At 69.7% G+C, this 26,916-nt stretch carries 20 protein-coding genes; 4 read left to right on the top strand and 16 right to left on the bottom strand.

Annotation, left to right across the window (positions count from 1 at the left end; genetic code table 11):
• Positions 1-3: 3 nt before the first annotated feature.
• Complete coding sequence (locus ABIE41_RS02745; protein WP_192643290.1) at positions 4-2,151, bottom strand: transglycosylase domain-containing protein; 2,148 nt, start codon at positions 2,149-2,151, stop codon at positions 4-6.
• 297 nt (positions 2,152-2,448) lie between these two features.
• Between ABIE41_RS02745 and ABIE41_RS02740 the strand changes: the two genes are divergently transcribed.
• Positions 2,449-2,844, top strand: coding sequence for a DoxX family protein (locus tag ABIE41_RS02740; protein ID WP_192643289.1), 396 nt, complete (start codon positions 2,449-2,451; stop codon positions 2,842-2,844).
• A gap of 75 nt (positions 2,845-2,919) precedes the next feature.
• On the opposite strand, the gene trxA is transcribed toward ABIE41_RS02740, so the two are convergent.
• The 13 genes from trxA to ABIE41_RS02675 form a co-directional block, all read right to left on the bottom strand.
• The gene (gene trxA, locus ABIE41_RS02735; protein ID WP_192643288.1) at positions 2,920-3,240 is read right to left on the bottom strand and encodes a thioredoxin; all 321 of its coding nucleotides are present in this window, start codon (positions 3,238-3,240) and stop codon (positions 2,920-2,922) included.
• A gap of 129 nt (positions 3,241-3,369) precedes the next feature.
• Positions 3,370-4,026, bottom strand: coding sequence for a DUF1345 domain-containing protein (locus tag ABIE41_RS02730; RefSeq protein ID WP_192643287.1), 657 nt, complete (start codon positions 4,024-4,026; stop codon positions 3,370-3,372).
• Positions 4,023-7,493, bottom strand: a complete 3,471-nt coding sequence (gene addA, locus ABIE41_RS02725; RefSeq protein WP_192643286.1) for a double-strand break repair helicase AddA — start codon at positions 7,491-7,493, stop codon at positions 4,023-4,025. Before addA ends, ABIE41_RS02730 begins: the two co-directional genes overlap by 4 nt.
• Positions 7,490-10,597: a double-strand break repair protein AddB gene (gene addB / locus ABIE41_RS02720; protein WP_192643285.1), complete on the bottom strand. Its 3,108-nt coding sequence runs from the start codon at positions 10,595-10,597 to the stop codon at positions 7,490-7,492. The genes addA and addB overlap by 4 nt, the downstream gene beginning before the upstream one ends.
• Positions 10,590-11,309 carry a nucleotidyltransferase family protein gene (locus ABIE41_RS02715; RefSeq protein WP_192643736.1) on the bottom strand — a complete coding sequence of 240 codons (720 nt, stop codon included), beginning with the start codon at positions 11,307-11,309 and terminating at the stop codon, positions 10,590-10,592. Before ABIE41_RS02715 ends, addB begins: the two co-directional genes overlap by 8 nt.
• 236 nt (positions 11,310-11,545) lie before the next feature.
• Positions 11,546-13,090, bottom strand: coding sequence for a tRNA (adenosine(37)-N6)-threonylcarbamoyltransferase complex ATPase subunit type 1 TsaE (gene tsaE, locus ABIE41_RS02710; protein WP_192643284.1), 1,545 nt, complete (start codon positions 13,088-13,090; stop codon positions 11,546-11,548).
• A complete protein-coding gene (locus ABIE41_RS02705; RefSeq protein ID WP_354191734.1) occupies positions 13,087-15,513 on the bottom strand; it encodes a sensor histidine kinase in 2,427 nt (808 codons plus the stop codon). Before ABIE41_RS02705 ends, tsaE begins: the two co-directional genes overlap by 4 nt.
• Positions 15,514-15,971: 458 nt before the next feature.
• Positions 15,972-17,414, bottom strand: coding sequence for an adenosylhomocysteinase (ahcY, locus tag ABIE41_RS02700; RefSeq protein ID WP_192643283.1), 1,443 nt, complete (start codon positions 17,412-17,414; stop codon positions 15,972-15,974).
• A gap of 192 nt (positions 17,415-17,606) precedes the next feature.
• On the bottom strand, positions 17,607-17,936 hold the full coding sequence (locus ABIE41_RS02695) for an HPr family phosphocarrier protein (RefSeq protein ID WP_465247076.1): 330 nt from the start codon (positions 17,934-17,936) through the stop codon (positions 17,607-17,609).
• A 12-nt stretch (positions 17,937-17,948) separates the two neighbouring features.
• On the bottom strand, positions 17,949-18,350 hold the full coding sequence (locus ABIE41_RS02690; RefSeq protein WP_192643282.1) for a PTS sugar transporter subunit IIA: 402 nt from the start codon (positions 18,348-18,350) through the stop codon (positions 17,949-17,951).
• Between the two features lie 109 nt (positions 18,351-18,459).
• Positions 18,460-18,903: an HPr kinase/phosphorylase gene (locus ABIE41_RS02685; RefSeq protein WP_192643281.1), complete on the bottom strand. Its 444-nt coding sequence runs from the start codon at positions 18,901-18,903 to the stop codon at positions 18,460-18,462.
• Positions 18,904-18,910: 7 nt separating this feature from the next.
• Positions 18,911-20,710, bottom strand: coding sequence for a stimulus-sensing domain-containing protein (locus ABIE41_RS02680; protein ID WP_192643280.1), 1,800 nt, complete (start codon positions 20,708-20,710; stop codon positions 18,911-18,913).
• Positions 20,711-20,810: 100 nt separating this feature from the next.
• Positions 20,811-21,512: a response regulator gene (locus ABIE41_RS02675; RefSeq protein ID WP_192643279.1), complete on the bottom strand. Its 702-nt coding sequence runs from the start codon at positions 21,510-21,512 to the stop codon at positions 20,811-20,813.
• 129 nt (positions 21,513-21,641) lie between these two features.
• Between ABIE41_RS02675 and ABIE41_RS02670 the strand changes: the two genes are divergently transcribed.
• The 3 genes from ABIE41_RS02670 (at position 21,642) to ABIE41_RS02660 (ending at position 25,369) form a co-directional block, all read left to right on the top strand.
• Positions 21,642-22,451 (top strand): HugZ family pyridoxamine 5'-phosphate oxidase, encoded by an 810-nt coding sequence (locus tag ABIE41_RS02670; RefSeq protein WP_192643278.1) that lies wholly within the window; start codon positions 21,642-21,644, stop codon positions 22,449-22,451.
• Between the two features lie 204 nt (positions 22,452-22,655).
• Complete coding sequence (locus ABIE41_RS02665; RefSeq protein ID WP_192643277.1) at positions 22,656-24,266, top strand: phosphoenolpyruvate carboxykinase; 1,611 nt, start codon at positions 22,656-22,658, stop codon at positions 24,264-24,266.
• A gap of 95 nt (positions 24,267-24,361) precedes the next feature.
• Positions 24,362-25,369 (top strand): Lnb N-terminal periplasmic domain-containing protein, encoded by a 1,008-nt coding sequence (locus tag ABIE41_RS02660; RefSeq protein WP_192643276.1) that lies wholly within the window; start codon positions 24,362-24,364, stop codon positions 25,367-25,369.
• Between the two features lie 10 nt (positions 25,370-25,379).
• Here ABIE41_RS02660 and ABIE41_RS02655 read toward each other — a convergent pair whose 3' ends face one another.
• Both ABIE41_RS02655 and ABIE41_RS02650 read right to left on the bottom strand, forming a co-directional pair.
• Positions 25,380-26,186 (bottom strand): ABC transporter ATP-binding protein, encoded by an 807-nt coding sequence (locus ABIE41_RS02655; RefSeq protein WP_192643275.1) that lies wholly within the window; start codon positions 26,184-26,186, stop codon positions 25,380-25,382.
• Positions 26,162-26,914, bottom strand: coding sequence for an ABC transporter permease (locus ABIE41_RS02650; protein WP_192643274.1), 753 nt, complete (start codon positions 26,912-26,914; stop codon positions 26,162-26,164). The genes ABIE41_RS02655 and ABIE41_RS02650 overlap by 25 nt, the downstream gene beginning before the upstream one ends.
• Positions 26,915-26,916 lie beyond the last annotated feature (2 nt).

The following is a 26,916-nucleotide window of genomic DNA, read 5'->3' as shown; positions in this document are numbered from 1 at the left end:
GCCTCAGCCGCCGAAGAGCCGCTCCAGGAAGTTCTTCTCCTGCGGCGCCGGCGGCACCCAGGCGCGGTCGCTGTCGGCGGTCTGGGTGTTGGCGGGCGGGCGCGTGCTGGCGACCGGCGCGCCGCCGTCGAAGATCGAGCGCGGCGTGCCCTGCCAGAGGCCGCCGGGCAGCGGCGCGGGCTGCAGCCCGACATGGGCCGCCTTCATGTACTTGCCCCAGATCTCGGCCGGGAGCCCGCTGCCGGCGACGCGCTTCATCGCACTGTTGTCGTCATTGCCGAGCCAGACCGAGGTCACCAGCCGTGCCGTGTAGCCGACGAACCAGGCGTCGCGGAAATCCTGCGTCGTGCCGGACTTGCCGCCCACCTCCCAGCCGGGGATGTTGGCCTTGGCGCCGGTGCCGCTGACCATCACCTCATGCAGCATGGCGTTCATCATCGACAGGGTCTGCGGCTGGATCACCGGGCCGAAGCTCGCCGCCTTGCGCGCATAGATCACCTTGCCGGCGGAGGATTTCACCTCCCGGATGACATAGGGCAGCACGCTCTGGCCGCCATTGGCGAAGGTCGCATAGGCCGCCGTCAGCTCGACCGGCGTGACCTCCGAGGTGCCGAGTGCCAGCGAGAGGTTGGGCTGGAGGGCCGAGTTGACGCCGAGCCGCTGGGCGGTCCGGATTACCTCGCGCGGCGTCACCTCGTTGATCAGCCGCGCGGCGATCGTGTTGAGCGAATGCGCCAGCGCGGTCTGGAGCGTGACGGGGCCGCGATAGTTGCGCGAATAGTTCTCCGGCTCCCAGCCCTTGAAGGAGACCGGGCTGTCGTCGCGGATCGTGTCGGGTGTCAGGCCCTTTTCCAGCGCCGCGAGATAGACGAAGGGCTTGAAGGCCGAGCCCGGCTGGCGCTTGGCCGCGGTGGCGCGGTTGAACTGGCTCTTGGTGTAGTCGCGCCCGCCGATCAGGGCGCGGATGCCGCCATCGCTCGCCATCGAGACGACCGCGCCCTGGCTCACGCCCTGCTTGGCGCCCTGTGCCGCCAGTGCCTCGACGAGGATATTCTCGGCGGAGGACTGGAGCTTGGTGTCGATCGTGGTCAGCACGGTGACGTCGCCCTCGACCGCGCCGATGAAGTCGTCGAGCACGTCCATCACATAGTCGGCGGCGTAGTTCACCGAGCCCGCACCGATGCGCTCGGCCGCTTCCGCGGGGGCTACGAGGGCCGTCTTGGCGGCGTTCTGCGAGATCAGCCCCTGGTCGGCCATCGCGGCGATGACGAGCTGCGCGCGTTTTTCGGCCGCTTCCGGGTTGCGATTGGGCGCCAGGCGGGAGGGCGCCTGTACGAGGCCCGCCAGCATCGCAGCTTCCGCGATCGTCACCGAACGCGCCGATTTGTTGAAATAGCGCTGCGCCGCGGCCTCGACGCCATAGGCGCCGGAGCCGAAATAGACGCGGTTGAGATAGAGCTCGAGGATCTGATCCTTGCTGTAGGTTCGCTCCAGCCAGAGCGCCAGGATCGCCTCCTGGATCTTGCGCGCAGCCGTGCGCTCCTGCGTCAGGAACAGGTTCTTGGCGAGCTGCTGGGTCAGGGTCGAGCCGCCCTGCACGCCCCCGGCGCGGCGCAGATTGTTGACCACGGCGCGGCCGAGGCCGATCGGGTCGATGCCGAAATGCTCGTAGAAGCGCCGGTCCTCGATCGCCACGAAGGCCTTGGGCAGATAGGGCGGCACCTCGCCGATCGTGATGGTGCGCCCGCCGGTCTCGCCGCGATTGGCGAGCAGCGAGCCGTCCGCGGCCAGGATCGCGATGTTGGGCGGCCGCTTCGGCACGGTGAGCTGATTGATCGGCGGCAGCTGCGCGGCGTGATAGGCGACGAGCCCGCCGAGCCCGATCGCGCACCACAGCCCGAGCACCAGCGTCCAGTAGAACAGCCCGCCGAGAAAGGAGCGGCCGCGCCGTCCGCGCCGCCGGCCGCCGCCCCCGCCGCTGCGCTTGTCGCGTCGCGGCGGCTGGCGTGTCTCGTTGCGGGAAGGGGCCCGGTGGCCGCGCGAGGGGCGGTCGTCGTCGGAAAGGCGCATGTCGAAATCGTCGCGGCTTTCGCCCCGCCCTGGTCCGAAGGAGGGCTCGCGCCGCTCGGCCCGTTTCGTCCGGTCGTTCATCCTGCCCCGTCATGCGAAGGCCGCCGGAGGTCACAGCCGGCCGGACGCCCACACAGGAGTTAAACATGGCGCTTTTAAGGGGTGGTTAAGCCTGCGGGGCCCTCCGCCGCCCGCTGATGTCGCGGGAACGTGAAGATATTGCGTGGATGCAAGACCAGGCTGGCGACCGCCCGGCCTTGCGGACCCTGCGACAATCCGCCATCACGGCAAAAATAGCGAGGGAAACGCCGGGACAACCCGATCCGGGCCGCGGACACCAAGTCCTTCCGGCCCATTGCGTCAAAAAGAGAGACCCCCATGCTCGCATCAGCCCAGCGCTTCCAGCCCTACGCCCTTGCACTTCTGCGGATCTTCACCGCGCTCAGCTTCATCTCCCACGGCACCCAGAAGCTCCTCGCCTTCCCGGCTGCGCCTTCCTGGGGCATGCCCGGCGCCTTCTCGCTGCCCTGGATCGCAGGCGTGTTGGAGATCGTCGGCGGCGCGCTCGTGCTGGTCGGCTTCCTGACCCGCCCGACCGCCTTCCTGCTGTCGGGCCTGATGGCCGTCGCCTACTGGATGGCCCATGGCTCGAAGGGCTTCTATCCGATCCTGAACGGCGGCGAGGCTGCCATGCTGTTCTGCTTCATCTTCCTCTACATCTTCGCCGCCGGCCCGGGCGCCCTCAGCGTTGACGGCCTGCGTCGCCGCGGCTGATAGGCGCTCCGGAACAAAAAAAGGCCCGCCATCCGGAAGGATGGCGGGCCTTTTTCGTTTGGGACGGAGCGCGGCTCAGACGGCGCCGGCGATCCAGCGCGAGAGGTCGCTCTTGGGGGCGGCGCCGACCTTCTGGGAGGCCAGCTTGCCGTCCTTGAACAGCATCAGGGTCGGGATCGAGCGGATGCCGAACTGGGCGGGGATCGCCTGGTTCTCGTCGACATTCATCTTCACGATCTTGACCTTGCCGTCCATTTCGCCGGCGATCTCCTCGAGCGCCGGGCCGATCATGCGGCAGGGTCCGCACCACTCGGCCCAGAAATCCACGACGACCGGCTCGGTCGAGTTGAGGACGTCCGCCTCGAAGCTCGCATCGGTGACTTTGCTCGTAGCCATGGGCGTTTCGCCTTTCAAAGTTGGGTGGCGGGAGCGCCGCCTTCGTTGGGCAAGCTATGAACGCGCCCCCGCGGGGTCAAGGCGCCGCCGCCGCGGGGACGGCCCTGTCCACGGATCATGCCGCCGCCTTCAGGAGCCGGCGGAAACCAGGCTTGCCCCGACATTGATGGCAAGCGCCAGGATGCTGGTGTTGAAGACGAAGGCCAGGATCGAATGGACCAGAACGAGACCCCGGGCACTGCGCGTCGTCACGCCTACGTCCGAGGTCTGCGAAGTGCAGCCGATCGTGTAGGCGAAATACAGGAAATCGACATAGTCGGGGTCGCGCTCGCCGGGGAAGTCGAGGCAGGGTCCGTCCTCGCCGGCATAGTAGGCGCCGGCATAGTGCAGGGTGAAGAAGGCGTGCAGCAGGGTCCAGGAGCACAGGATCGTGATGCCGCCGAGCGCCAGATGCAGCCCGCGCTCGCCGGGCGGCAGGCCGCCGAGGCCCGAGAGCTGCAGGCCGATCGCCGCGATGCTGGCGGTCGCGGCGAGGCAGGCGATGACCAGGATGGCGCCACCACCCTCGTCCTGCCGCGCGGCGCGGGCGCGGATCTGGGGCACGCTCTCGTTCAGCATCGTCGCCGCGAGCATGGCGAGATAGAGCACCGCCCCGGCATCCCAGGCGATCAGCAGCCGCGTCGTCCAGCTCCAGCCCGACGGCAGCGCCAGCGCGAGGCCGGCCATCGCCGCGAGCGCCAGAAACAGGCGCGGGCGCACGCGAAGGGGGCGCGGGACCAGTCTCATTGCGCTGCCATTCCCCTCGCGCCAAGCTGCGCAAGCAGCGCGTCGAGCACGGCGGCCTCCGGCTCTAGCCGCGTCAGCGTCGCCGTGTAGACCAGCAGCGCCCGCACGCGCCGGCCAGGATAGATCTGCCCGACCAGGGCCCGGTAGACGGCAAGCTGCGCCAGCGTGGTCGGCGCGATGGCTTTAAGGTCGCGTGGCGGCCGGGCGGTCGTCTTGAAATCGGCGATGATCACCTCCTCGGGCAGGATGGCGAGGCGGTCGATCTGTCCTGAGACCGGCCGCCTCTCGCCGGCGCCCCAGGCGAGCAGGCCCGTGATCGGCACCTCGGCGAGCGAGCCCGGCCCAAACAGCGCGGCAAGCGCCGGATCGGCCAGCAGCGTCAGCGCCTCCGTGACGATCGCCTCGCGCCGCGCTTCCGGCAGTGCGGCGCCGCGCGAGGCGGCGAGCGCAGACGCCACCGCCTCGCGCCGCTCGGGCGCAATCTCCGGCAGCATCTGCAGCAGGAGATGAGCGAAGCGCCCGGCCGCGGCGGCCTCCGCCAGGAAGGGCCCATCGACCGGCCGGTCGGGGGCATCGGCGGCGGTGAGCGCGCTGGAGGGCTTCAGCGGGGGCGCCGGCTCGGCCTCCCGCGGCGGCGGGCGCGACAGCCAGTCGGGTGCAGGCTCGGGCGTCGCAGGGCTCGCCGAGGCCTCCAAGGCCAGAGGCTGCGGTCGCGAGGTCATGAAGCGGCGCAGCGCAGCCTCGCCCTCGCCGATCTCGATGAGCCCCGGATCGGAGACGGCCAGCCCGGCCTCGACCATGGCATACCAGCTCCCGGCCGGGGCCTCGCCCTTGGCCTGCGCGCCGCAGACGATCAACCGGTTCTCCGCGCGCGTCATCGCGACATAGAGCAGGCGGTGGTGTTCCTCGACCATCTGCTCGACGACGCGAGCCTTGGCCTGGGCCGTCGCCTGCGCATCCTCGGCGCTGGCCGGCGGCCAGATCGGCACGGCCTGCCGCCGTGGCGGCTCGACCGCCAGGATCTTCGGCAGCCGCTTGGCGCCGGGCGGCGGGGCGAGATCGGCGAGGATGACGATTCCCGCCTCGAGCCCCTTGGCGCCATGCACCGTCATGACGCGGACCTCGCCGCGGCTGGAGGAGAGGTCGCGCTTCACATCGGTGGCAGCGCCGCAGACATGGTCGAGGAAGCCGGCGAGCGAGGGGCCGTAGCGCCGCTCATGGTCGAGCGCCGCTGACAGGAAGGCGTCGAGCGCGTCGCCGGCCTCCGCTCCCAGCCGCGCGAGCGCGAGATTGCGCCCGCCGCCCGGCCCGAGCAGCCCGGCGAAAAAGCGGAATGGCCCGCAGCGCCCCGCCTCGGCCGCGAGCTCCGCCAGCCGCGACTCAACGGCCGCGTAGCGCGGCTCGCTCGCAGCCGCCTCGCGCAGCGCCGCCCGCAGCGAGCCGCTTCGGCCGGGCGCGAGGCGCATGAGGTCGTCGTCGTCGAGCCCGATCAGCGGCGTCTTCAGCGCGGTGGCGAGCGTCAGGTCGTCTTCCAGCAGCAGCAGCGTCCGCCCGAGCACGACGAGGTCCTCAACCGCCGGATGGGTGGCGAGCGTCAGCCGGTCGCGGCCGGTGACGGGCACGCCGGCATCCTTCAGCGCCTTGACGATCGTCTCGAACAGCGCGCCGCGCTGCCGCAGCAGGATCATCACGTCGCCGGGCGAGAAGGGCTGGCCGAGATCGTCCACGCCGCGGCGCGTCCAGCCGGCAAGCGTCGCGGCGATGCGCTGGGCGAGCTTGGCCGTGCCGCTGCGCCGCTCGGGCGCATCGACTGGGGTCGTCCAGGCATCGGGCGGCTCGCCGGAATCGTTGGCGCAGAGCGGCCAGAGATCGACGCAGCCGGGGTCGCTCCGACGCACGGTGTCATGGATTTCGGGCCGCTCCGAGCCGTCGAAGACGAGGCCGCGCGCATGGTCCGGCAGGGCGAAGACGGCATCCACCGCCTGCATGATGTCGGGCGCCGAGCGGAAGGAGGTGTTGAGGCTGATCGCCTCGAAGCGCTGCTCGGCCTCGCGGATGCGTTGCCCGAGCTGCCGGCGCTGCGTGTTGAACGCGGCGGGCGCGGCGCCCTGGAAGCCGTAGATCGACTGCTTCTCGTCGCCCACCACGAAGACGGTGCGCGGCTGCGGGCCGGCCTCGCGTCCCCCGGCGCTGAATTCGTCGGCGAGCTGGCGCAGGATTGCCCATTGCGCGTCGCTGGTGTCCTGCGCCTCGTCGAGCAGGATGTGGTCGATGCCTGCGTCGAGCTTGTAGAGCACCCAAGCGGCCTCGACGCGCGTCAGCAGCGAGCGCGTCCTGGCGATCAGGTCGTCATAGTCGAGCAGCGAGCGCTCGCTCTTCTGGCGCTGGTAGGAGGCGAGCATCCGCGTCACCAGCAGCGCCAGCGCATGGCTGCGGTCGCGGATCGCGATCGCGTTGAGGCGGTCGATGGCGCCGCAGAGTTCGGTTTCCAGCTCGTCCAGCACGTCGCTTGCCGGCGGCTGCAGGCGCGTCTTGTCGGAGCGGCCGCGAACATCGGCATGAACCGCCTGCGCCTTGGTCAAGAGTCCCGAGCGGCAGAGTTCGACGGGGTCGTCCCCCTGTCCCAGCAAGGCACGGCGCAGAATCTCGGCTGCATCCTTCTGCGTCCTGGAGCCGCCCGACAGCGCCGCGACCAGCCCCTCCATGCCCGCAGCCTGCGCCAGCCACGCCTCGAAGCCGCTTCGCACCGTCTCCGCCGACAGGTCCGGCGCGATGCCGAGCACGGCGGCGATGCCCTCGCGCATCTCGGCGGCATCGCGCGCGCGGCCTTCCGCGTCGTTGAACAGGGTTCGCTGGCGTAGCGCCTCCTGCATCATCGCATCGAAGGTGTCCTGCGCCGCCTGGCGGGCGAGCATGTCGAGCGCCTGTGCTTCCTCGCCCTCAGGAGAAGCCGCGACCGCCCGCAACAGCTCGCGCCGGGCCTCGCGCAGCATCTCGGCCTGGGCGAGGTCGTCGGCGACCTCGAAGCGCGGCGGGACATTCGCCTCGAAGGGGGCCGATTGCAGCACCCGCGTGCAGAAGGCGTGGATCGTCTCGATCTTCAGCCCGCCCGGCGTCTCCAGCGCCTGCGCGAACAGGCGCCGCGCCGCCGCAAGGCTCTCGCGCGAGGGCGGCTTGCCGGTCAGGCGGGTCAGCACCGTGTCGAGCTCCGCCTCCGGCAGCGTCGCCCAGGCGCTCAGCGCCGCAAAGACGCGGTTGGCCATGTTGGCGGCGGCGGCTTTGGTATAGGTGATGCAGAGCAGGCGGCCCGGCGCCACGCCGTCGAGCAGCAGCCGCAGCACGCGGTTGACCAGCACATAGGTCTTGCCCGAGCCGGCATTGGCCGAGACCCAGGCGCTGAGCCGCGGATCGGCCGCCAGCGCCTGGTTCTGCTGAGTGAGGGGCGGGACGATCCAGCCGGGCTTCATGCCCCGTCCCCCTCGTCGCTCTCGGAGGCGGCGGCCCATTCCTTGACCCGCGCGAGATGGTCATAGGGCGAGGCGAACTTGATGTAGTCGGGTGCCCGGCGGGAGACAAAGGCCTCGCGGCCGCTGCGCAGCGCCTCGACATGCGCCAGCAAGCGTTCGAGATGGCGGCTTGCCACATCCGCCAGGCTCTCGCCGTCGAACTCCAGCGGCTTGTCCTTGGCCCAGGCCTTCGGGTCGTGATGCAGCTTCATGTACAGCACGGCCTCGACCGGGGTGGGGCCGACCGCGCCCTCGAAGCCGGCGCGTGCCGCCAGCTCCGCCTCCAGCGTCAATTGCGGCGCGAAGCCCTTCTCGACCTGCGCCTTGCTCGGCGGCGCGCCGGTCTTGAAATCGATGATGCGAAGCTTCGGTTCCCGCGTGATCTCGACCCGGTCCGCCTTGCCGCTGAGCCGCAGCGTCTGCCCGTCGGAGAGCGGGAAGCGGTGGCCGGTGAAGACCTCGACCGCGATGCGGGCGAGAGAGCCGCGCCGCCGCTCCTCCCAGGCGATAAAATGGCCGGCCGTCAGCAGGAAGCGCGGCCACCAGAAGGCCCGCACCTCCGGCGCATCCGCAAAACGCCGGAACGCCTGCTCGCCGATCGCGATCAGCCGGCCATGGGCGTCGGCCGGCAACTGCTCCGGATAGGTCGCCGCGAAGGTCTCGACGATCTCGTGCAGCAGGCTGCCGCGATCCTGCGCGCTCGGGTCCTCCACCAGCCCGTCCAGCGCGTCGAGCTTCAGGATCGTGCGGGCATGGATCTGGTAGGGGTCGCGATAGAGCGTCTCGACATCGGTGACGCTGAGCGAGAGCGGCTGCAGCGCGCGCGGCGGCCTCGGCGCCGGCCGGCCGACCGGGCGAACCGGCGCCGGAGCCGAGAGCCGGCCGGCCAGCGCCGTCAGCCGTTTCCCTTGTGCCAGAGCCTCGCCCCAGACGGGCACCGGCGTCACCGCCTGAAGCCGCTGCCAGAAGCGCGAGGCGATCGTTTCGGACTCGCCGGCCTTGCGCGCCCGCGTCAGCGTCACGCAGGGCGCCGCCAGCGCCATCGAAAAGTCATGCGCGGTCTGGCCGACGCGGCGCTCCGGCGGCGACAGGCCGAGTTCGGCGCGCATCGGCCGGTTGATGAAGGCGTCGGTCGTGGTCTGCGGCGGCCAGACGGTCTCGTTCAGCCCGCCGAGCACGACATGGTCGGCCTCGAGCAGGCGCGCCTCGAGCAGGCCCCAGATCCGCACGCGCGGATGGCCCCCGCCGCCGCGCTTGACCACGCGCTCGGCCAGCAACCCGTCCAGGATCGCAACGACATCGGCGGGCCGGCCACCCTCGGGCATGTCGGACTGCGCGGCGGCGAGATCGTCGAAGAGTCCGGCCAGCGCCTCGCCATCGGCGTCGCGGAAGGCGCAGGCCTGCCCGTCCTCGTTCAGGCTGACGGCATCGACCGTGGCGCGGGCCGCGGCGGTCATCACCGCCAGCGACGGCGCCTGCAGAAACAGCGCCTCCAGCAGCGGCGAGAAGGCGGTGCCGAGCGCCGCCAGCACTGTGGCCGCCGCCGCGGCATCGTCTTCGCTCAGGCGTTTGCGCGGACCCGGCGCATGGCGCGCGGTGCAAAGCTCGCTCCAGCGTCCGAGCTGTTCGTACAGCCCGGCGAGCCCCCGCCCGACGCTCTCGCCGCGCCATAGCCCGATCTCCAGCGCCGAGGCGCCGCGCGCCGTCTCCTCGCGCGAAAGCCCGAGCCGGCAGAGCGGGTGGGCGAGCAGCGGCACGAGGCTTCCCGGCGTCATCTGCGCCAGAGCCGCCTCCAGCACGAGCCGCAGCAGCGAGCCGGCTGGCCAGCGCGCCAGCGGCAAGCCGGCCGAATCATCGACCGCGATGTCCCAGCGCCGGAGCTCGACTGTCACTCGCTCGGCGAGGCCGCGATCGGGCGTGATCAGCGCCGCCTGCCGGCCCGGCGTCTCCAGCGTCTCACGCAGCGCGACCGCAACCGCCAGCGCCTCCTCGCGCTCGTCGGCCGCCTCGACGAGGCGCAGGTCGCGGAAAGCCAGCTCCGCCTCCTCGGCGGGAAGGCGCTCGCGCAGATCCGCCCAGCTCTGCGTCACCGAGGCCGGCAGCATCGCCTCGCGCAGAAGCCGCGAGCGGGCGCCATGCGCGGCATCGTGTTCGGCGAGTGCGCGCACATCGGCCCGCACCGCCTGCAGGGTGTCGAGCAAATGGTGCAGCGCCGCCTGCGGATGCGAGGGGGCGGGCTCCTCGGCGATCGCCAGCCAGGCCTCTTCGGGCAGCTCGAGGTCGAGCCCGGGCAGTACCACCGCGCCATTGGGCAGCCGCGCGATCGCCGCGAGCAGCCGCGCCGTGGCCGGGACCGTGCCGGTCGAGCCGGCCGCAATGATCGGCCCCGTGACGGCGCCCGAGAGCAGGCGCTCGCGCTCGGCGGCGAGCATCCGGTTGCGGAAGGTGGCGGGGTCGCAGGCGCCGCGCTCGCTCAGGATGGTGGGCCAGGCGCCGCCGAGGATCGACAGGAACTCGGCATTGAGCTGCCAGATCCTGTCGAAGCGGGCCGCGTCGAGCCGTCCGAGCCGCTCGACCGCGACGTCCTCCGTCTGCATCTGGTCGAGCAGCGCGGCGAGGTCGCCCGCGAGCCCATAGGCCTCGGCGAGAGTCGCCGGCACCAGCGAGGGCTCAGACGGGTCGAGCCGCAGATGGCTGCGATTGGCGCTGCGCCCCCAGGCATCGACGAGTCGCGTCAGGATCATGCGCCGCGCCAGCGGGTCGATCGGCGCGATGCGGTCTTCGGCCAGCGCTCCGGCGCCGATCAGCGCCGTCTCGGCCTCGTCGACATCGCCCAGCGGCAGGATTCGCGGCAGCAGCAGCGGCGCGCCGCCGAGCTTGTCGGAGAGGCAGGCGGCGAAGGCGCGTGCCGCGCGCCGCGTCGGCAGATAGAGCGTCACGCGCGCCAGCGCGGCGGGGTCCTTGGGATCATGGACGCGCCCGAAGCGCCCCTCCAGCATCGCCTGCGCCAGCACGTCGAGAAAGGGCGCGCCGGCGGGGATCGTGAAGAGGTTGAGTTCAGCCATCGGCTCGCGCGGGCGTGGCCTGCGCCGCCGCGAAGGCGGCCTCGGCCGGCGCGATCGCCTCGGGCGTACCGACATGCAGCCATTGCCCGTCGAGCACGAGCCCGTGCAGCCGGCCGGCCGCAATGGCGCGGTCGAACAGCAGATTCAGCGAGAACGGCCCTTCTGGCGTATCCGCGAACAGGTCAGGCTTCATGATGGCGACACCGGCATAGACGAAGGGTGCGCTGTCGGCGCTGCCGCGCCGTGTCAGCAGCCCGTCCTCAGCCTTGAAGAAATCGCCGCGCCCGTCGAAGCCGACGCTGCCCTCGCGCTGCGCCAGCAGCAGCAGCATGTCCATCCGCCCGGCGTCCCAGGCCCGCGCCATGGCCTGCATGGCCGAGCCGCCCGCCTCGCTCCAGAGCGAATCCGAATTCACATGGAAGAAGGGCTCGTCCCCCAGGAGCGGCAGCGCCTTCTTCACCCCGCCGCCGGTCTCCAGCAGCACCGCCCGCTCGTCCGAGATCGTCACCCGAGGGTTAGTTCGGCCGGCCAGATGCGCCTCGATGCGCTCGGCGAGATGGTGGACATTGACGACCGCGTCCTCGACGCCGGCCTGCGCCAGCCGGTCGAGCGCATGGTCCAGCATCGGCTTGCCGCCGATGCTGACGAGCGGCTTGGGCAGCGTGTCGGTGATCGGCCGCATCCGCTTGCCGAGCCCCGCCGCCAGCACCATGGCGCGGCGGATCGGGTGGGAATGGGCCTGCGTCACGCGAATCTCCCTTGATGGCGGGCAGGCTAGCAGAAGTGCGGGCGACAACCACTCTCAGCCCTCATCCTGAGGAGCGGGCAGAGCCCGCGTCTCGAAGGATGGTCCAGCGAGTTCAGGAGCCTCCTGAAGCATCCTTCGAGACGCCGCTGACGCGGCTCCTCAGGATGAGGGCTCGTATAATGAAGCTCGCAGGCGTCCGCTCACCCCACCTCGAACAGCTTCGGCAGATGCGCCTGATACCAGCCCTTGAGTTCTTCCAGCGCCGGGTGCTCGAGATTGCGGCGCAGATAGGCCTCGATGCGCGGCAGATGCTTGAGATAAGCCGGTTTGCCGTCGCGCTTGTCGAGCCTCGCGAAGATGCCGGCGATCTTGGTGTTGCGCTGCGTGCCGAGGATCGCATAGGCGCGGGCAAAGCCCGCGAGGTCGAAATCGGGATCGTCCGCCCGGCGCGCCTGGCCGTAAGCCGCGAGCAGCCGCAGCTCCAGCGCGGCGGGCACGTCGATGCGCGCATCCTGCCCGAGCGAGGCGAGGTCATAGGCCGGGTGGCCGATCACCGCGTCCTGGAAGTCGATCAGCCCGAGCTTGGCGTGCCCTTCGCGTTTCGGCAGCCAGATCAGGTTGGGCGAGTGGAAGTCGCGCAGCGTCCAGGTGCCCGGCGCCTCCAGGATCTCGTCGAAGAGCCGGTTCCAGATCCGTGCGAACTCGGCTTGCGTCACGGCGGGCAGGGTGACGCCCGCAATGTGCGGGGCGTACCAGTCGAGGATCAGCTCGGTCTCGATGGCGAGCGCGGCCCGGTCGTAGTCCGGCAGGACATGGTCGCGCCCGTCGGCCACGGGCAGGATGGTCGGCAGGGCGTGGCGGTGGAGGTCGGCCAGCAGCCGCGCGGCCGCCTCGTAGCGTTCCGCCATCGGGCCGTTGCCGTCGATGACGCCTTCGCTGCCGAGATCCTCGATCAGCAGCAGTCCGGTATCGAGATCCTGGGCGTAGATCTCCGGCGCCGAATAGCCGAGCGAATGCAGCCCGCGGTCCATCGCGACGAAGGCGTCGACGTTTTCGGCGAGATGCGCGATCGCGCTATAGGGCTTGCCGAGCCGGATCGCCGGACCGTCCGGACGCGGCGGCGAGATCATCAGCACGGCGCTGCTGCCATCGGGCCGCGTCAGCCGCTCATAGGCGCGGCTCGAGGCGTCGCCCTGCATGTAGTCGCGACGGGCATCGTCCCAGCCGGCATCGTCGATGAGCCGCCGCGAGGCGATCGCGATCGCCAGGCGCTGCCGCCAGAGCACGCCGCCGGAGAGGTCCGCGATGCGGCCCGTCTCCGGATGGTCCGGGTCGACATCGAGCACGATGTCGAGGCGGCGCCCGCCGGGCAGGCGCGTGCCGGCCCGGTCGGGCCATTCGACGAGCAGGATCAGCCGGTCGAGATCCTCGGTCAGGCCGATATCGTCCAGCTCCTCGGGCGAGCGCACGCGGTAGAGATCGGCATGAAGCACGCTCCCGCGCGGGGTCTCGTAGCTCTGGACGAGGGTGAAGGTCGGGCTCGGCGCCTCCAGCCGGGGATCGTCGGCCAGCGCGCGCAGGATCGCCCGCGCCAGCATCGACTTGCCGGCGCCGAGCTGGCCCGAGAGCGCGACGATGTCGCCGGGCTTCAGGATCGCCGCGAGATCGGCCGCCAGCCGCAGCGTCGCCGCTTCATCGGCCAGCACCAGCCGGTGCGGGCCGGACTTGCGCGCTTCGTCCGTCATTCCGCGGCGTCCGAGAGCGGCACGCCCGCCGAGGGGAACACCGCCGTCACGCGCGTGCCGCGGCCCGGCGCCGAGTCGAGCTCGACGCGGCCGCCATGCAGTTCCACGATCGAGCGCACGATCGAGAGGCCGAGGCCGACGCCCCGATGGCTGGAGCCGAGCGAGTGGCTCTCGAAGCGGTCGAACACCTTCTCCTTCACCTCGGCGGGAATGCCGCGGCCCTGATCGGCGACGGTGATGCGGACATGGCCTTCGCTGCGGGCCGCGCTGACGGTGATCGTCTGACCGGGCGAGGAGAAGCCGATCGCGTTGGAGATCAGGTTGAACAGCACCTGCCGCAGGCGCTTGCCGTCGGCGCGCAGCGGCCCGGCCTCGGGTGCGATCACGACCTTGAGTTCGAGCTTGCTGTCGGTCAGGCGGTCATGCAGCCCTTCCGCAGCCTGGGCGATGGTGTCGGCGACATCGACCTCTTCGAGTTCGAGCGTCAACGCCCCGTTGTCGATCGTGGCGAGGTCGAGGATGTCGTTGATGATGGCGAGCAGCGCGCCCGAGGAGCGGGTGATGTGCGAGGTGTATTCGCGCTGCTTCTCGTTCAGCGCGCCGATCGCCTCGGTGCCGAGCAACTGCGCGAAGCCGATGATGTTGGTGAGCGGGGAGCGCAGCTCGTAGGAGACGTGGTGGACGAAATCCTCGCGCAGCCGCGAGACCTTCTCCAGCGCCTCGTTCTTCTCGGTCAGCGCCCGCTCGACATTCACGCTGGCGGTGACGTCGGCAAAGGTGATCAGCGTCGCCCCATCGGGCAGCGGCGCCGCAGCGCAGTCCAGCACCGTGCCGTCGCGCCGCTGCATCCGGCAGACATAATCCTCGCGCGCATCGCGCACGCCGGTGACGGCGCTCTGCAGCTCGCCCCAGATCTCGTCCTGCGGGAAGAGCGGGCGGCACAGCCGTACCACCTCGTCGATATGCGGCGCGGCGGCGGCGAGGTCGGGCTTGATCCGCCAGGATTGCGCGAAGGCCGGGTTGGAGAGCTTCAGCCGCCCGTCCGAGCCGAACACGGCGACGCCCTCGCGCAGCGAATCCAGCGTCTCGCGCTGCGTCCGCGACAGCGCGTTGAAGCGCGACTCAAGCGTGAAGCGCTCGGTCACGTCGTCGAGGAGATAGGTGACGCCGCCCTGCGGGTTCGGGCTCGCCACGACATGGATCGTGCGCCCGTCGGGCAGGTACCACCAGTCCTCATTGGCGCGGGTGGCGGTGTAGGCCGCCTGCACGCCGGCCTTCCAGCTGCGATAGTCGCCAAGCTCGGGCAGGCGCCGCTCGGCGCGCAGCCGGTCGAGGATCTCGCCGTCGCTGGGATGGCCGTCGAGGAAAGCCGGGTCGAGCGACCAGAGCGCCTCGAAGCCCGAATTGCGGTAGACGAGGCGCTGCGAGGCGTCGAATACCGCGACCGCGGTCTTGAGCCGGTCGAGCGTGCGCACATGCGCGTCCATCTGGCGCTGAAGATCGGTCCGGACGGCTTCCAGCTCGCTCATGTCGGTGGCGATGCCGGCGAAACCGGTCGGCGTCGGCAATTCGAGGATGTCGAGCGTGCGCCGCTGCCCGGCGATGACGGCGGGTGCGCGTGCCGAAAAGACCTGGCCCTCGCGGCGTGCCTTGGCGGCAGCCTCGCGCTCCACCCGGTCGAGCAGCTCGATGCCGCTCTTGACCGCCTCGCCATCGGCAACCTCGACGGCGCGCGCATAGGCGGCGTTGCACCAGCTCAGCCGGCCTTCCGGCGTGCGCGTCCAGGCCGGCTGGGGCAGGCCGCCCAACAGTCCCGCCAGCGCCTTGTGCTCGCTGCCGAGCCGATCGAGTTCGCCCTGCAGCGCCATCACCCGCGCGCGTTCGCCGGTCACCTCGCGGAAGCGGATCACGGCACGCCCGGCCACGGGCCGACCTTCGACATCGATGAAGGGGCCCGTCTTGCTCCGCAGCGTCAGGCCGAAGGATTCGCCGCGCTCCTTCAGCGCGTCGGTGGCGAGTTCGAGCCGCTTGGCGTCGGCCGGCGGCGCCCAGGCCCCATAGGCGAGGGCGAGCGTCGCGCCGGGCGCGCCGAGAAAGCCGCTGTCGCCTTCGAAAACGGGGTCGGCCTGCCGTCCGGTCCAGCTCACGACGACCTGCGGGTCTGTCGCGAGCAGGGCCGTCAGCCGGTCATGCTGGCCGCGGGTGGCTTCGAGTTCGCCGGCCAGCGCCGCCTCGCGACGGTGCCAGCGCGCGCGCTCGCGGACATAGACCAGCGAGGTCGTGGCGGCGAAGACGGTCAGCCCCGCCAGCACAACCGACAGCACGCCGGTGCTGAACATGTCGGGACGCAGCGGGACCAGCCACGCGCCCTGGGCGAGCGCGGCGGAGGGAGCCTGACTGGCCGCGAGACCCGGCAGAAGCACGTGGCGGCTCCAGCGCCAGCTGCTTCGTTCCTGTCGGCTCGACCTGGTCATTCCGCGTCCGTCTGCTTCGGAGGCGGCACCGGCCGCCCCATCCTGATGTCCGCCCGCGAGGGCACGGAACGGCGCGCCGCCGTCCCCCGGCCCCCCTTCGCGGGACCTCGACGCACGCCTGCCACCACACCGATCACTGCGTGTCGACCCGGCCCGCGCCATGCGCCAGGGGCCGAATCAACCCCACTCTAATCACCCGCTGAGTCCGGCAGGAAGTGCTTAATGAGCGGTAAATCGGGCGGATTTTTCGCTCCGGCTGTCGTGGCCGGGCGCCTCGCAAGACCTAGCGGTCCGCGCCTTGTGGGGCGCCATTAGTAGCGTCTGGTGCGAAAAAGACTCGTCTCTCCGGAAACGAAAAAGGCCCGGCGCGAACGCCGGGCCTCCTGCCGTCCGGATGGTGCCGGATGTCAGTAGCGGTACAGCTCGGGCTTGAACGGGCCGGTCTGCGCGACGCCGATGTACTTCGCCTGCTGGTCGTTGAGCACGGTCAGCTTGGCGCCGACCTTGGCGAGGTGCAGCGCGGCGACCTTCTCGTCGAGATGCTTGGGCAGCGTGTAGACCTTGTTCTCGTACTTGGCGTGGTGGTTCCAGAGCTCGACCTGGGCCAGCGTCTGGTTCGAGAACGAGCAGGACATCACGAAGGACGGGTGGCCGGTGGCGTTGCCGAGGTTCACCAGGCGGCCTTCCGACAGCAGGATGATGCGCTTGCCATTCGGGAACTCGATCTCGTCGACCTGCGGCTTGACGTTGTCCCACTTGAAGTTCTTCAGCCCGGCGACCTGGATCTCCGAGTCGAAGTGGCCGATGTTGCAGACGATGGCGCGGTGCTTCATGTCGCGCATGTGGTCGACGGTGATGACGTCGAGATTGCCCGTGGCGGTGACAAAGATGTCGGCGCGCGGAGCGGCGTCCTCCATCGTCACGACCTCGTAGCCCTCCATCGCCGCCTGCAGCGCGCAGATCGGGTCGACTTCGGTGACGAGCACGCGGCAGCCGGCCTGGCGCAGCGAGGCGGCCGAGCCCTTGCCGACGTCGCCATAGCCGGCGACGACCGCGACCTTGCCGGACATCATGACGTCCGTGCCGCGGCGGATGGCGTCGACGAGCGACTCGCGGCAGCCATAGAGGTTGTCGAACTTCGACTTCGTGACCGAGTCGTTGACGTTGATCGCCGGGAAGGGCAGGCGGCTGGCCTTGGCGAGCTCATAGAGGCGGTGCACGCCGGTGGTGGTCTCTTCCGAGACGCCCTTGATCGCGTCGCGGGTCTTGGTGAACCAGCCCGGATTGGCCTTCAGCTCGCGCTTGATCAGCGCGAAGAAGATCGTCTCTTCCTCGTTGCTCGGCTTGTCGAGGAAGTCGGTCTTGCCGGCCTCGGCCTCGGCGCCGAGGATGATCAGCATGGTAAGGTCGCCGCCATCGTCGAGGATCATGTTCGGCGTGCCGCCGTCACCCCAGGTCGCGGTCTTCAGCACGTATTCCCAGTACTCCTCCAGCGTCTCGCCCTTGATGGCGAAGACCGGGGTGCCGGTCGCGGCGATCGCGGCGGCGGCATGGTCCTGGGTCGAGAAGATGTTGCAGGACGACCAGCGCACGTCGGCGCCGAGTTCCTTCAGCGTCTCGATCAGCACGGCGGTCTGGATGGTCATGTGCAGGCAGCCGGCGACGCGGGCGCCCTTGAGCGGGAACTTGCCCTTGTGCTCTTCACGGATGGCCATCAGGCCCGGCATCTCGTCCTGGGCCATGTTGATTTCCTTGCGGCCGTAATCCGCGAGGCTGATGTCCTTGACGATGTAATCGGTCTTCGACACGGGGCGTGCTCCAGCTGGTCTTCGAATGATGGGCGGGTCCATAGCAGCGCCCACGCCCAAAGGCAATCAAAGATATAAAGATGTCTTTATGTGATTGGTCGAAAGGGAGCGGTCTGTCGAATTCGTGACGTTTGGTCACATCCACGCGGCCGCGACCCGTTGCGATCGGGGCTCCTGGGTCGAATGGAGGGGGAGGGCGCCGGCGGCGCGCCGCTGCCAGATGCCAGGCTCGGCCTACTCGCCTTCGCCGAACCGGTCCGCCACCAGCGCTTCGAGCGCCTTCAGCGCCTCGCTCGCCTCGCGGCCCTTCGCCACCACCGTGATCGTCGAGCCGATGCCGGCTCCGAGCGTCAGGATGCCCATGATCGAGGTCGCACCGACTGTCTCGCCGCAGCGGGTGACGGTGATGTCGGCATCGAAGGCAGATGCGCATTGCACGAATTTCGCCGTGGCGCGGGCGTGCAGACCCTTTTTGTTGACGATCTGGAACTCGCCATAGACGGCGCCCGTCGGGATCTCGACCTCAGGGCAATCGCAATCGTCGATCTCCTGCCTGTCGTCCACAGAACCGGCCCCCTACTTCCCGGCCAGGACGCGGCTGGCGACGGTGATGTATTTGCGGCCCGCATCCTGCGCGCTGGTGACAGCCTCGTCGAGGGTCTTTTCCTCGCGCACGCTGGCGAGCTTGATCAGCATCGGCAGGTTGATGCCCGCGACGACGTCGATGCGGCCGGGCTCCATCACCGAGATGGCGAGGTTGGACGGCGTGCCGCCGAACATGTCGGTCAGGACGATCACGCCCTTGCCGGTCTCGACCTGCTCGACCGCCGCGATGATGTCGCGGCGACGGCCTTCCATGTCGTCATCGGGGGCGATGGCGATGGTGGCGAGATGCTGTTGGGGGCCGACGACGTGTTCGAGCGCGGCACGGAACTCCGTGGCCAGATGCCCATGCGTCACGAGGACCAGTCCGATCATTCACTATGGCACCGAAGAGCGCTTTCGGCGCCCGGACAAGGTGGCGGTTTATGCGGCAGGTGCGAAAGATAGGCAAGCGGCCGGCTTCGAACTCGACAAATTTTCGACATCAGCCCTCGGTGAAGAGCGCCAGCGCCGCCAGCACCAGCCGCTCGTCGCCGGCACGCCCCGCCACGGTCAGGCGCGGGAGATCGATGCCCTCGAGCCGATCGACCAGATCTTCGGGCTCCGGCATGCGGGCGGGCTCGTCGCCGCTGAGGTCGACGATCAGCCGCACCACCACCGCCGGCTGATGGGGCTCCGGCGTCAGCCCGAGCCCCCGCCGCTCGATTAGCCCCTCCAGCGGCGCGACCGGCCTGGCCAGCAGCCGCCCGCTCCGGGCGCTCAGCGCCGTCCGGTCGTCGGCAACCAGCCGCGCAAAACGACCCTGGCTGCCCGCCATGGCGATGAGAGCAAGCGCGAGGCTGGATTTGCCGGCGCCCGACGCGCCGCGGATCAGCACGCCCCGTTCGCCCAGCGCCACCGTCGTGGCATGGAGGGTCTGGGCTGTCACAATCGCCTCACGCCGTCTGCTGCAGCGCCGGCAGGCAGACGATGAAGCGCGCCCCCAGCCGCGCCCGCTCGCTATCCGGCCCGGCCGGGCCGAGCCGGTTCTCGGCGCGGATCGTCCCGCGATGCGCCTCGACGATCTGGCGCGAGATCGACAGGCCGAGCCCCGAATTCTGGCCGAAGCCCTCATTGGGCCGGTCCGTGTAGAAGCGCTCGAAGATGCGTTCCAGCGCATGCGGCTCGATGCCGGGCCCGTCATCCTCCACCGTGATCAGCACCTCATCGCCCGATCGCGACAGCAGCACGCGCACGGGCTTGTCCGAAGGCGAAAAGGAGCGCGCATTCTCGATCAGGTTGACGATCACCTGCCCCAGCCGGGAATCGTGGCCGAGCACGATGAAGCCGTCGCGCCCGGTCGGCCGCTGGCCGCGCCGCTCGGTGACGAGCTCGATCTTGGCCCGGCCCTCGCGGCGCATCTCGTTCTGCACCGAGACCACCGCCTCGAGCACCTGGGAGAGATCGACCGGCCCGGCATCGTTGCGGGCGAGTTCGGCATCGAGGCGCGACGCGTCGGAGATGTCGGAGATCAGCCGGTCGAGCCGGCGCACATCGTGCTGGATCACCTCCAGCAGTCGCCCGCGCGACTCTTCGGACTTCGCCCGCGGTAGCGTCTCGACCGCGCTGCGCAGCGAGGTCAGCGGGTTCTTCAGCTCGTGGGCGACATCGGCGGCGAAGCTCTCGATCGCCTCGATGCGGCTGTAAAGCGCCTTGGTCATGTCCCGCAGCGAGCCGGAGAGATGGCCGATCTCGTCATGCCGGTTGCCGAAATCCGGGATCTGCTCGCGCGACTTCACCCCGCGCCGCACCCGCTGCGCCGCATCGGCGAGCTTGCGGATCGGCTCGGCGATGGTGCCGGCCAGCAGCACCGACAGCACGATCATCACCGCGGCGGCGACGGCGAAGACCTGGAAGATCGCATAGCGCTCGGAGACGATCACCGCGTCGATGTCGCCGCCCTGCGTTGACAGCAGCAGCACGCCCTTCACCGCCCGGAAGCGCTGCACCGGCACCGCTACGGAGACGATCGTCTGTCCCCGGGCATTGACCCGCACCACGCTGGCCGGCGAGCCGTTCAGCGCGCGCGCGACTTCAGGATAGGATTTGCCGTTGGCGTTCTCGAAATCGTCATAGGCGGGCACATCGGCGCGGCCGAGCCGGTTGCGCAGGAGGTTCCAGGTGCGCTCCAGCAGCGGCGCCTCGTCGGGCTCGCCGACGCGCGGCAGGTCGAGCCGCAGCACGTCGCCGCGCGAATAGAGGCTGCGCGAATCCAGCGTCAGCAGCCCGTCGCGGTCATAGATGCGGGCACGCGTCTTGGTCGGCGTCACCAGCCTGCGCAGCAGCGGCGCCACCTTCTCGGGATTGATCGAGAAGTCGAGCGGGTCCTCCGCAATGCCGGCGCTCTCCCCGGCCTGCAGCTGCAGCAGCTTGTCGGGATCGATGGTGATCGCGTCGGTCTCGACCGTCGCCGAGGCCGCGATCGCGCCGGCGATGATCTCGCCCTGCGTGAGCAGGCTCTGCACGCGGGATTCGATCAACCCCTCGCGAAACTGGTTGAGGTAGAGGAAGCCGACCAGCAGGGCGAAGAGCCCGCCGAGATTGAGCACGACGATGCGGCGCGTCAGGCTCGAGGCGGCGCCCGACGAGATCGCGCGCAGGCCACGCCTCGTAAAAGCCCGCAGCCGAGCCTTCAGCGCGGGCTTGCCCTCGCCGTTGCGGATCTCCGCCCTGCGCTCCTGCTCGATCGTCGCCATGGTCTCCGCCGCGCCGGCCGCCCGGAAGCGGTCCGTCCGCTAGAGCGGGCCGGCACAGCCGCGCGCCCGCCGCTCGTCCTGCCCGGGTTGGGCCGGACGCTCAGCCTTCCTTGAACCGGTAACCGACGCCGTACAAGGTCTCGATCATGTCGAAATCGGCGTCGACCTGATTGAACTTCTTGCGCAGCCGCTTGATGTGGCTGTCGATGGTGCGGTCGTCGACATAGACCTCGTCGTCATAGGCGGCGTCCATCAGGGCGTTGCGGCTCTTCACCACGCCCGGGCGCTGCGCCAGCGATTGCAGGATCAGGAACTCGGTGACGGTCAGCGTCACCGGCTCGCCCTTCCAGGTGCAGGTGTGTCGCTCCGGATCCATCCGCAGAAGCCCGCGCTCCAGCGCCTTGGCATCCTCGCTGCGGGGCGTAGCTGCTGGATCCTTGGCGCCGGCGCGGCGCAGGATCGCCTTGACGCGCTCGACCAGAAGGCGCTGCGAGAACGGCTTCCGGATGAAGTCGTCGGCGCCCATCTTCAGCCCGAACAGCTCGTCGATCTCCTCGTCCTTCGAGGTCAGGAAGATCACCGGCAGGTCGGACTTCTGTCGCAGGCGGCGCAGCAGCTCCATGCCGTCCATGCGCGGCATCTTGATATCGAAGATGGCGAGGTCGGGCGGGTTCTGCTTCAGGCCGTCCAGCGCCGAGGCGCCGTCGGTATAAGTCATGATGCGGTAGCCCTCGGCTTCGAGCGCAATGGAAACCGAGGTGAGGATGTTGCGGTCGTCGTCGACCAGCGCAATGGTTGGCATAAGTGCTTTATCTCTTGGCCGTGTTGCAATGACGCAGGGTCCACTCTCGCGAGAGAAGGGCCAAACCGTGGCCGCAATCTAGCGGTCGCATGGCGACTTGCCTATGACCCCGATACAGAAAGACCCGAGATGCCCGCAGGTTCCACCGCCGCGCCCTCGAATTCCGCCGACAACGTCAGCCAGCCCGCCCCGCGCAAGGACCCGGTCCGCCCTACCGATGACGACGCGCGCGCGCTCGGCCGCCAGCTCCTGCGCGGTGCCCGTTCGGGCGCGCTGGCGACGCTGGGGCGCGACGGCCATCCCTCGTCGAGCCTCGTCAGCCTGGCGACCGACAGCGACGGCACGCCGCTGATCCTGGTCTCGGCCCTGTCCTCCCATACCGGCCATCTCGAGGCCGACCCGCGCTGCTCTCTGCTGCTGGCGCCGGGCGGCAAGGGCGATCCGCTCGCCCATGCCCGCATCACCCTGAAGCTCGTCGCGCGGCGGATCGCGCGCGACGGCGCGGAGGGAGAGCGCATCCGGCGCCGCTTCCTGGCGCGGCAGCCCAAGGCCGCGCTCTATGTCGATTTCGGCGATTTCTCCTTCTTCGCGCTCGATCTTCAGGGCGCGAGCCTCAATGGCGGCTTCGGCCGGGCCTATGAGCTGGTGCCGGGCGACCTGCTCAGCGATTCCGCCGCCGCCAGCGCCATCGCGGCGATGGAGGAGGGCGCGGTCGAACACATGAACGCCGATCATGCCGACGCCATCCGCGCCTATGCGACCGGCCTGCTGAAGGCGCAGGATGGCGACTGGCGGCTGACCGGGCTCGATCCCGAAGGGGCCGATCTCGCCCGTGGCGACGCGGTCCTGCGGCTGCCTTTCCCGGCGCCTGTCACCGATGCGGCGTCGCTGCGGCGAACGCTGGTCGAGCTCGCAGCGGCGGCCCGGCCTTCGCCCTAGCGCCCTGATTTACCACATCGATTCGATTCAATCGATTTAGATGAGATTGTTCCCGGCGGAGGCTTTGCCTTCTCTTGAGCCGGGTCCAACATGGCCTTAAGGGGACCGGCATCGGCCGGCACAAAGGTCGCCCACGCGCGTCGTTTCCTTCGCGCATGTCTGCAGATCAGGCGGTCTTGGGCCAGCCTGCCTCGGGAGGTTTCGTTGAAAACCATCGGTCAGTTCAATGCCGCGCAGGGGGCGGAGACGTTCGGCTTTCGCAACCTGAAGAGCGTCTCCTGGAACCTCGAGGCCGCCCGGCTCTATGAGGAATCGCTCGCCCGCGGCGAGTCCCAGCTCTCGCGCCACGGCGCCATCACCGCCGACACCGGCACCCACACCGGCCGGTCCCCCAAGGACAAGTTCACGGTCCGCGACGCGCTCACCGACAAGAGCGTCTGGTGGGACAACAACAATGCGATGAGCCCTGAGCATTTCGAGGCCCTGCTCGCCGACTTCATCGCCCATGCCGAAGGCAAGGACCTCTTTGCGCAGGACCTCTATGGCGGCGCCGACCCGGTCCACCGCGTCAAGGCCCGCGTCTACACCGAGATGGCCTGGCACTCGCTCTTCATCCGCAACCTGCTGATCCGGCCGGCGCGCGAGGAACTCGCCGACTACGTGCCGGAGATGACGATCGTCGACCTGCCGAGCTTCAAGGCCGATCCCGCCCGCCATGGCTGCCGCAGCGAGACCGTCATCGCCATCGACTTCACCCGCAAGATCGTTCTGATCGGCGGCTCGGCCTATGCCGGCGAGATGAAGAAGTCGGTCTTCACCTATCTCAACTTCGTCCTGCCGACGAAGGGCGTCGTGCCGATGCACTGCTCGGCCAATGTCGGCCCCAACAACGACTCCGCCATCTTCTTCGGCCTGTCGGGCACCGGCAAGACGACGCTCTCGGCCGACCCCGACCGTACGCTGATCGGTGACGACGAGCATGGCTGGTCGAAGGACGGCATCTTCAATTTCGAGGGCGGCTGCTACGCCAAGACGATCAAGCTCTCGGCCGAAGCCGAGCCGCAGATCCACGCCGCCTCGCTGCGCTTCGGCACGGTGCTCGAGAACATCGTCATGGACGAGATCACCCGCGAGGTCGATTTCGACGACGGCAGCAAGACCGAGAACACCCGCTCGGCCTATCCGCTCGATTTCATTCCCAACGCCTCGCGCACCGGCCGGGCCGGCGTGCCGAAGAACATCGTCATGCTGACGGCGGATGCCTTCGGCGTGATGCCGCCGATCGCCAAGCTCACCCCCGCCGAGGCGATGTACCACTTCCTCTCCGGCTACACCGCCAAGGTCGCCGGCACGGAGCGTGGCCTGGTCGGTGTCGAGCCGGAATTCTCGACCTGCTTCGGCTCGCCCTTCCTGCCGCGGCACCCGTCGGAATACGCCAATCTCCTGCGCGACTTCATCGCCAAGCACCATGTCGATTGCTGGCTGGTGAACACCGGCTGGACCGGCGGGCAGTACGGCACCGGGCGGCGCATGCCGATCCGCGTCACCCGCCGCCTGCTGACGGCGGCTCTCGACGGCTCGCTCAACCGCGCCGATTTCCGCCGGGACCCCTATTTCGGCTTCGCGGTGCCGACCTCGGTACCCGGCGTCGAGCCGCACATCCTCTACCCGGTCAAGACCTGGCAGGATAAGGCGGCCTTCGCCGAAACGGCCAAGAACCTGATCGGCATGTTCGCCAAGAACTTCGAGAAGTTCGAAGCCCATGTCGACGACGCGGTGAAGGCGGCGGCGCCGGTCAACTCACTGGCGGCGTGAGGCCCTCGCGGCCTATCATCGAGGCGCGGGCCAGCTTTCTCCGGTAGGGGAAGGGGGCCCGCGCTTCGCATCTCACATCTCGGGGCGGTGACGCTGTGGCCATCCTCCTCATCGCCCTTCGTATCCTCGCCACGCTCGGCATCCTCGGCGCCACCACCTGGGGCGCCGGCCTTCTGATTTTCCGGCTGCCGGGCGCGACCGGAACGCTCGCGGCGATCGGCTTCGGCATCGCCGGGCTCGCCGGCGCGTTCGGCCTCTGGAGCGGCGCCGCGCGCCTGCCGCTCTCCTTCGCGGTCCTTTTCCTCGGCCTGCTCGGCTGGTGGAACGGGCTGGTCCCCTCGCATGACCGGGCCTGGATTCCCGAGCTCGCGCGCCTGCCCGCGATTGCCCACGAGGGCGACGTCCTGACCGTTTCCAATCTGCGCAACTTCAACTGGCGCACGGAGACGGATTACGACGAGCGCTGGGAAACCCGCCGCTTCGACCTGAGCAAGGTCGAGGGCATCGACCTGTACCTGTCCTACTGGTCGGGCGAGGCGATCGCCCATCTCCTCGTCAGCTTCCCCTTCGCCGACCAGCCGCCCTTGACCTTCTCGATCGAGGTGCGCCGCGAGAAGGGCGAGGAATGGTCGGCGCTCGCCGGCTTCTTCCGCAGCTATGAAATGGCCTATGTCGCGGCACCCGAGCGCGATCTCGTCGGCCTGCGCAGCCATGCCCGCAAGGAGGATGTCCGGCTCTTCCGCATCGCCGCGACACCGGCCCAGGCGCGTGATGTGCTGCTGGCCTATGTCGCCGACGTCAATGAACTGGCGGGCCGGCCGCGCTGGTACAACACGCTGACGACCAACTGCACGACGGTCGTCTACACGCTCGTCGGCTCGGTCGCGCCGGCCTGGAAATTCTCGCTGCCGCTCGATCCGCGCGTGCTGCTCTCGGGCTTCCTGCCCGGCTATCTCCAGCGTATCGGCGCGGTGCGCAGCGACATCCCGCTCGACGAACTTGTCCGCCAGGCCCGGATCGGCGAACGCGCGCGGACGATCTCGCTCGACGATCCCGACTTCTCGAAGAAGATCCGCGAGGGCGTGCCGACGGCACGCCCCTGAGATTGCGTGCTCAGATCGCCGCGCCGTCGCTGACCGTGTCGGCACCGAGCCCGAGACGGATCGAGCGCACGATGTCGGCCTCTGCCGCCCCTCCGCGCTTGCGCGGATGGGGCTCGCGGACGCGGTGTTCGGCGATGATCTGGCCCGGCGCACCCGACAGGATCACCACCCGGTCGGCCAGATAGGCGGCCTCGTCGATGTCGTGGGTGACGAACAGGATGGTCTTGCCGGTGCGCTGCCAGACGCGCACCAGTTCGTCCTGCAGGCTCTCGCGCGTCAGCGCGTCGAGTGCCGAGAAGGGCTCGTCCATCAGCAGGATCTCGGGCTCGACCGCGAGCGCCCGCGCCAGCGAGACGCGTTGCCGCTGCCCGCCGGAGAGCTGATGCGGCCAGCGCTGCGCCAGCGCGCCCAGCCCCACGAGATCGAGCATCGCCTGTGACCGCGCCAGCCGCTCGGTCCGAGGCGCCTGCCCCTCGAGGCCGAAGCCGACATTGGCGATCACCTTGCGCCAGGGCAGCAGTCGCGAATCCTGAAAGACCAGCGCCACCGGCCGCCGCGTGCTGTCGGCGGCATGGATCGCGACCTCGCCCGCGCTCGGCTTGGCGAGGCCAGCGATGACCCGCAGCAGCGTCGACTTGCCGACGCCCGACGGTCCGACGATGGCGAGGAACTCGCCGCGCGCGACCGAGAGGTCGAGCTGGCGCAGCACCTCGGTCGCCTCCCCGTCGCGGGTGAAGGTTAGCGAGAGGCCCCGGATCTGGATCACGGGGTTCTCGAGCACGGGCTTGTCCGTCACGCTTTCCAACGCAGCACCCATTTCTGGAAGGCGACGAACAGGGTGTCGAGAAACCCGTAAAGGCCGGCCATGGTCAGCATGTAGACCACCACGATGTCGGTCGCGAGCAGGCTGGAGGCCTGCATCATCCGCTGCCCCACCCCCGCGACGCCGAAGATCTCGGCCGCAACCACCGCCATCCAGGCCTGCCCCAGCGCCGTCCGGACGCCGACGAGGATGCCGGGCATCGCGGCCGGCAGCAGGATCTTGGTGAGCCGCTGCCAGGAGGAGGTGAAGCCGAAGGCGTCCGCCACTTCGATCAGGTCGCGGTCGACGCCGCGGATCGCGCCCTGGGCCGCGAAGAACACGATCCAGAACACGCCAATCGCAATGATGAAGACGGCCGCCGAGGGGTTCACCCCGAACCAGATGATCGCGAAGGGCACCCAGGCGAGGCCGGGAATCGGCCGCAGCACGCGCACCACCCAGGCGGTGGCCTCTTCCGCCGTGCGCGACATGCCGACGAGCACGCCCAGGGCCACGCCCAGAAACGAGCCGGTGATCAGCCCGGTGAAGTAATGGCCGAGCGAGCCGAGAATCGCCGAGAACCAGGCGCCGGACCGGATCTCAGACAGGAACGCCTTTGGCAGCGCGCTCGGCCCCGGCAGGAAGGCCGGGTTGACGATGCCGAAGAACGGGATCGCCTCCCACAGCAACAGGAAGGCGACGAGGCCCAGGAAGGCGAGGGCTGGCGCCCGCAGTGAGGCCATGC

The sequence above is a fragment of the Bosea sp. OAE506 genome (genome assembly GCF_040546595.1).
Classification (GTDB): domain Bacteria; phylum Pseudomonadota; class Alphaproteobacteria; order Rhizobiales; family Beijerinckiaceae; genus Allobosea.
The sequence above is the reverse complement of the archived record's forward strand: the minus strand, read 5'-3'. Positions and strand labels throughout refer to the sequence as shown.